This window comes from Brevinematia bacterium (assembly GCA_039630355.1).
In the GTDB taxonomy this organism is placed as follows: Bacteria; Spirochaetota; Brevinematia; order DTOW01; family DTOW01; genus SKYB106.
In genome coordinates, this window is sequence record JBCNVF010000020.1 from 1 (window position 1) to 5,960 (window position 5,960).

Below are 5,960 nucleotides of genomic sequence, written 5' to 3' on the forward strand. Positions count from 1 at the left end.
AACAACTACCCTACTGCTTTTACATAGTTAATTTCTAAGAGGGGCTTTGCTCCTCATTTTAACCTATAGGAGGGTTTTATGGAAAGCCAATTTGATTTTCTGAAAGCCTTGAGGCTTGAACCCGCCGACTTTGTAATAGTCGGAGGGAACGTGGATATAAGCAAGGATGGATTACTGAAGATACTTAACACCATTCCATCCTATAACCTAGATACAGAAGTAGTCAGATATGACTCCAACATCGTGATAGTAAAATGCAAGATAGTCGTAAGGGCAAATGGAGAGGAGAGAACTGGGACTGGACACGGGTCTTGCTCCAAGGAAGAGATGGCAAACAGAGAAAGCCATCGTATTGGGCATGATATCCTTGCGATAGCGGAAACACGAGCGATAAAGAGGGCGATAGAACACGCACTAGGGACTGTTATAGTTAATTCAGAGGTAAGAAGACTTATTAGCGAAGGAAAACTACAAGCAAAAAACTGGAGACAAGAAATACCGAATAACCCAGCACCAAAGTTAGATGCACCAAAAGACACACCAGAGATGAAGCCAGAGATGAAGCAAGGGAATAAGGTAAATGGGGAAAGTGATATAGACATAGCAAAAAAGATAGAGTGGTTTAATAGTAAAAATGCACAGATACTTAAAGAGTTTATTAATCTGGAGGAGCTTAAGGTAGGTAATTGGGATGAATGGATACGCATACTAGTTAATGCAGTTAATAAGAAAGCACAGGAGTGGGGACTGGAAGATGATATTGAAGATATAAAAAGATATTATAAAGTGGATAGTCTCAGTAAGTTAAAACCTTCACAGCTAATAGAAGTTGCTAGAAATATAGAAAAAGCGAGGCATGGAGAATATTTAAGTGAATAAGGAGGCAGTGTATGGATATAAAAGAAATTACTGACTTTTTAGATAACCTTGATCTATCTGATGACACAAAAGTGAGAGAAACATTAATCAAAGCCACTTCCTACTATTCCTATATAGTCAAACAATATGCCAAGGTGAGGATAGCAAGAGAAATAAAAGAGTCTGAAGAATTCTTGAAGATAAAAGGAATACATGATACTAATAAAATGAAGATATATAGAGAGGAAAAGCTTACACAGAAAGATATAGAAAATATGGTGACAATCAGAATTAAGCAAGAAATAGAAGATCAACACACACTGGATAAGATAGCGGATGCCCTTCAACAAGTAATGATAACTGCTAGGAAGCTAATAGACCTCTATATTATAGAGAAGCAGTGCTCAGATAAAAGATAATAAGAGAGGGGGACTAACCCCTCTCTGAACTAGGAGGGATCTTATGAAGAAAATTTTAATTATATACACGTATAATATTACTAAAAGCTTTTATAAAGTCTCAAAAATATTAGGACATAGTATTTCATATATATGGAATGTGGTAGTGAATACTAAAAAAAATATTAATAACATAGCAAGAAAAATTGCAGAAATGGAAATACTTTTAGAGCTAACAGTTGGAGAAAAACCTTCAAGGGAAATAGTTGAAAAGTATAAACAGGAAATAAAAGAAAAGATAATGGATAGTATAAAAAGTAAAAATATACCTGTAGAAAGTATAAAAAATGATAGAAAAGAGTTAAGGAATGAGGATAGTGAAAAAGTTAGTAGAAAGAAAAGTAAAAAAGATATAGAGGTTAGCAAGGTAAGTAGAGATGCTTTATTCTATCTAAGAAAGTTTTTTTACGAAAAGTCTGAAATGAAAGAAAGTATATCTAAGGAAGCAGAACTAAGCCTTCTTAAAAAACTCTTACTTAGTAATACTACCAGTGAAATAAAGAACGCTATGCTTTTATATATCAATACTGAAAAATACTCTCCTTTTTTTTCACTAAAACATTTTTGTTCTAACTTTTATAAATATAACATACCACAGGAGAAAATACAAGATGCGATAAGTATACTAAATGAAATAAATAATAGACTAGACACAAAGTTTGTAATAACTGGTAAGACCATATTAAGAATACTTTCAATACTTGAAAAAATATCAAAAGAGGATTATATAAAAGCTATAGAAAATCTTAAAGTTAAGATAATTGAGACTAGAAATAGTAGAAATCCTTTAACGACATCTTCAATAAGTATATCTCTATTAACTGACATTAATTTCATACAAGACCTAATAAACTATAAGTCTAAAAAGTTAGTAAATGACATGCTAGATAAAATAGAAATAGAGAAATTAAAGAGAGAATGGGGAGGTTGAATATGGACATAGAAAAATATATTGCAATGGCAGGATACCCTGTAGAAAAAGAAAAAGTAATAAAGGTATTGCTAGCGAATAATATACCTCAGGAAAAATGGACTGAAATTCTAGAAGAGGTGACCAAGGAGTATTTAGATAAGAAGCTTATAGGAGAGAAGGTATTTTATCTGGACATGTTAGCTCAAAGATGCTTTGTATATAAAAAGAAAACCATGCCTTCTACACAGACACCTATGCTACCTAAAAAACCTAGACCCATTCCTGAGAAAATTTCTAGTAAGATGAAGGAACTAGGAATAAAGGAAGCCATTTTATTTGACAAAAATACAAAGAGTATATATATATCTGGTAATATAAATAACAAGCTCCCTCTCTATGTTTTAGAGGGAGAAACCATTAAGTTAGTAAATGAGAATGTCAGGATGGTAGAGGTAATCCAGTTTATTATTTCACTTCTATAGCTTCATGTTGCCATGCTATATTATATCTACTTTGATGCGCACTTGGTTTATGTCATTAGATATTTCACTAAAATAGTGAAATATTTAGCTGAAATAGTGAAATATTTCACTGAAATAGTGAAGGGTTCTAAAAGTTTTATCAAGTCTTTATACCACTTTAGTAGTTTAAAAAATTATTTCCCTTTTACTAGTTTAGCTAAGTATCTTTCACTAAAATAGTGAAATATTTAGCTAAAGTAGTGAAATATTTAGCTGAAATAGTGAAAGCCCGCTTACCTAGGAAAAACCTAGGCAAACTAACACAAAACACGCTTTCACTATTTAGTGAAAATGTGAGGAGTATATATAAATATATACTCTATAAAAATCTACTACGTATAGGAATATGTACAAGTAAGAATAAGAAAGCATATATTAGAGTCATATACATATATATGACTCCTAGAAGCTTTTAGAAGAAGATTCTTCTTTTAGAAGAAGTGTTTGAAACTTAGCATTTTGAAAGCCTCTTGAAAGTAAGATTCCATTTCCTACAAAATACCGTATTGATGCGTTCCGTAAGTTCCCTAGTGATAAGTAAAACATATGAAAAGGAGATAGAGGGTGTATGTGCGTTATGCGGTCCAACTCTATCTCCTGCCTTCTATCCTTTAGAAGAAGTGGTAAGTGATAACTTTGTATATTACAACAAGGTTCGTGGTAATAAGCTATGTCAGAGATGCGTGGAGATGTGGAGGGATGATAGGTTTAGAAGAAGCTCATTTTTAGCAACTTCTAACGGGGTAATGTTTATAAAACCTAAAGAAGCAGTTCAGTTTCTTTTATCCCCTACCTATCCCTTTGTTATTTACCTTACCAAGACCTATAAAAAACAAGGTTGGTTGGAAGGGTTTAGAAATATATCCGTTAGTAGTAACATATTTTATATTCACACAGATTTTGTTGGCTGTGTGCAAACTACATGGGAAGAAGTTAAAAGTCTACTAACTGCTGTAGAAAAGGTTATAAGTAATAAAATTCCTAAGACACGCTTAGTTAGTATGGATGTTAACACGTATAAAAAGATACTAGAGTTTGGATTAGAAGAAGAATATAAGCTTATAAGGGAGTATACTAATACTCCTGTTTTGGAGGTGGTTATGTATGTTACATGAAGAATTAGAGGGAAAAGTAGTTGAATTACTTGCAAGGGTTTATAATAGGATAGATTTTAAGAAGATTAGAACTAGTAAGAATATTCACGATGTTTTTAACCACAGAGTAAGAGCTGCTAGTAGAAGGGAAAGTTTGGGAGAATTTATAAGTAAGTTATGTAATTATTTCGGAATACAGTCTCTTCCGCAAGAAGTTTTGCCCCTAATAGCTTATCTAGAGCCTTATAGTAAAATAGTTCTTTCCGCTTTGTATACAGAGCATATACCACTCTGTCTAAAAGCCATTGTAAAAGCAAAGGAAATAAGAAGTAAAAAGGATGTAGAGGAAGAAATAAAAGATATAGATACAACAGGTTTATTTTAGGAGGTTTATATGTTTATTAGATATGAATCTATTGTAAAAGCTCTTACTCCTGTGCATCATGGGGGTAACGAGAAAACTGGTAGTACACCAGTTCTAAGAACGATATTTATACAAACAGAATATGGAGAAGTTCCAATTCCATATATATCTGGAAATCATTTAAGAGGAAGGATAAGAAGGCTTGTGATGAGAGATTTTATGGAACTCATCGGAGTTCCACCAGAAACACTTCCAAAGCGAATATACCACTCCTTTTTTACAGGTGGTGTGCTAGAAGGAGGAGAAGAGGTAGAAGGAGTGCTTAACTTAGAGCTTAGACAACAGATAAGAAAGAATATACCACCACTATCTCTTTTTGGATGTGCACTGGGAAATCAGATGCTAGTGGGCAAAATTAAAGTTGCGCACCTTATCCCTATAGCACAGGAAACAAAAGAATTTATACCGCAGCACATACTAGAGGGGATAAAAATAAAGCCGATAAGGGTATTTACAGATGAAGCTTTTCTTACACGAAGAGATGACCTACAGGCAAGAGAAGAAGGGGAAGAAGCTGTTCAGATGAAGGTTGATTATGAGGTATTTGTACCAGGGACACTTTTTTACCACTTCTTCCTACTAGAGTATCCAACACCTATAGAACACAGCTGTTTTGCTAGAATGATAAACCTGTTTAAACAGAGCCCATATATAGGTGCAAGGAGTGCGCAGGGGGATGGACTTATTGATTTTGACTATGGTGTTAGTGTTGGAGAGGAGGAATATATTAGTTATGTTAAACAAAATGCAAAAGTTATCACAGAGTTTATTAGAAACCTTGCAGGAAGTGTATAACATACTACTAAAGGATGGACTTAGTAGGAACTATAAAACCTATAAAGTTACCTTTTATCTACAAACTCCTATAGCTCTCTCTTGGCCGTTTATACATCTAGATGGTATTATGTTACATAGATATTTGCTTGCTATACTAGGTCAGAAGTATTATTATGTCCATACTGCTAGAATAGACCTTTCAGAAATATTTAAGGTAACACTTGGTAAAACACTGGAGGAAGAAGGATACATGCCAGTTGTGGATAAATGGAAGGATTTATATAAGGCTACAGCTTTAGAGTTTGGTATGCATAAAAGACATGTAGAAGTATTATATAAAAGGTTTGAAGATAGGTTTTATGAAAAGGGAACTGTTAGGATAGGAACTGGAACTTTTAGGAGCTTTGCAGAAAAGTTTATATATATAAACCCTAAAATGGCAACTGGTGTTATACGGATGGATGCAAAATGGGTAGAGCTTTTGTATAAGATACCAGCACTAGGGGACGATACTAGGACTGGATGGGGAATTGTTAAGAAAGTGGAGGTTGAAGAACTTAATGATGAGTTTGTTATAGTACAGGAAGGAATTGCTAAAAGGGTTATACCTGTGGATTATTTAAAATACTATAAGGGAAAGCCTATTGGAATTGCTTACAAGCCTCCATACTGGCTTATAGATAATGTAAATTTATGTGTTATACCTGGAACTGAGGTGGAGATAAAAGAAGATGAAAAGGATGGAAGCTGAAGCATTTAAAGAATATTATCTATCAGGGTTCTGTAAAGATGTAGTAGAGGAAGCAAAAAATGTTATATCTAGCCTGCAGGATAAAGAAAAATATTATATCGCCTTCTCTGGTGGGAAAGATAGCACAGTGCTATTGGATATAGCTTTATCCATTTTCCCATTCA

General features: G+C 33.6%; 9 protein-coding genes. All 9 read left to right on the top strand.

The features are described 5' to 3' along the window. Positions 1-78 precede the first annotated feature (78 nt). Positions 79-879: a hypothetical protein gene (locus ABDH28_01870; protein ID MEN2997773.1), complete on the top strand. Its 801-nt coding sequence runs from the start codon at positions 79-81 to the stop codon at positions 877-879. An 11-nt stretch (positions 880-890) separates the two neighbouring features. Beyond that, complete coding sequence (locus ABDH28_01875) at positions 891-1,277, top strand: hypothetical protein (GenBank protein ID MEN2997774.1); 387 nt, start codon at positions 891-893, stop codon at positions 1,275-1,277. 43 nt (positions 1,278-1,320) lie between these two features. Next, complete coding sequence (locus ABDH28_01880) at positions 1,321-2,247, top strand: hypothetical protein (protein ID MEN2997775.1); 927 nt, start codon at positions 1,321-1,323, stop codon at positions 2,245-2,247. 2 nt (positions 2,248-2,249) lie between these two features. Then, on the top strand, positions 2,250-2,711 hold the full coding sequence (locus tag ABDH28_01885; GenBank protein ID MEN2997776.1) for a hypothetical protein: 462 nt from the start codon (positions 2,250-2,252) through the stop codon (positions 2,709-2,711). A gap of 548 nt (positions 2,712-3,259) precedes the next feature. Continuing rightward, positions 3,260-3,865 carry a hypothetical protein gene (locus tag ABDH28_01890; GenBank protein MEN2997777.1) on the top strand — a complete coding sequence of 202 codons (606 nt, stop codon included), beginning with the start codon at positions 3,260-3,262 and terminating at the stop codon, positions 3,863-3,865. Beyond that, positions 3,855-4,229, top strand: coding sequence for a hypothetical protein (locus ABDH28_01895; protein MEN2997778.1), 375 nt, complete (start codon positions 3,855-3,857; stop codon positions 4,227-4,229). Before ABDH28_01890 ends, ABDH28_01895 begins: the two co-directional genes overlap by 11 nt. Positions 4,230-4,238: 9 nt before the next feature. Then, a complete protein-coding gene (locus tag ABDH28_01900; protein ID MEN2997779.1) occupies positions 4,239-5,063 on the top strand; it encodes a hypothetical protein in 825 nt (274 codons plus the stop codon). Next, complete coding sequence (locus tag ABDH28_01905) at positions 5,002-5,796, top strand: hypothetical protein (GenBank protein MEN2997780.1); 795 nt, start codon at positions 5,002-5,004, stop codon at positions 5,794-5,796. The genes ABDH28_01900 and ABDH28_01905 overlap by 62 nt, the downstream gene beginning before the upstream one ends. Then, on the top strand, positions 5,777-5,960 hold a 184-nt coding region (locus ABDH28_01910; protein MEN2997781.1), incomplete at its 3' end, for a hypothetical protein. The genes ABDH28_01905 and ABDH28_01910, both read left to right, overlap by 20 nt.

What these genes read in the sequence shown, in the direction of transcription:
- ABDH28_01895 (MEN2997778.1), top strand. Translation starts at nt 3,855, where the DNA reads ATGTTACATGAAGAATTAGAGGGAAAAGTAGTTGAATTACTTGCAAGG.
- ABDH28_01885 (MEN2997776.1), top strand. Translation starts at nt 2,250, where the DNA reads ATGGACATAGAAAAATATATTGCAATGGCAGGATACCCTGTAGAAAAA.
- ABDH28_01905 (MEN2997780.1), top strand. Translation starts at nt 5,002, where the DNA reads ATGTTAAACAAAATGCAAAAGTTATCACAGAGTTTATTAGAAACCTTG.
- ABDH28_01880 (MEN2997775.1), top strand. Translation starts at nt 1,321, where the DNA reads ATGAAGAAAATTTTAATTATATACACGTATAATATTACTAAAAGCTTT.
- ABDH28_01875 (MEN2997774.1), top strand. Translation starts at nt 891, where the DNA reads ATGGATATAAAAGAAATTACTGACTTTTTAGATAACCTTGATCTATCT.
- ABDH28_01890 (MEN2997777.1), top strand. Translation starts at nt 3,260, where the DNA reads ATGCGTTCCGTAAGTTCCCTAGTGATAAGTAAAACATATGAAAAGGAG.
- ABDH28_01900 (MEN2997779.1), top strand. Translation starts at nt 4,239, where the DNA reads ATGTTTATTAGATATGAATCTATTGTAAAAGCTCTTACTCCTGTGCAT.
- ABDH28_01870 (MEN2997773.1), top strand. Translation starts at nt 79, where the DNA reads ATGGAAAGCCAATTTGATTTTCTGAAAGCCTTGAGGCTTGAACCCGCC.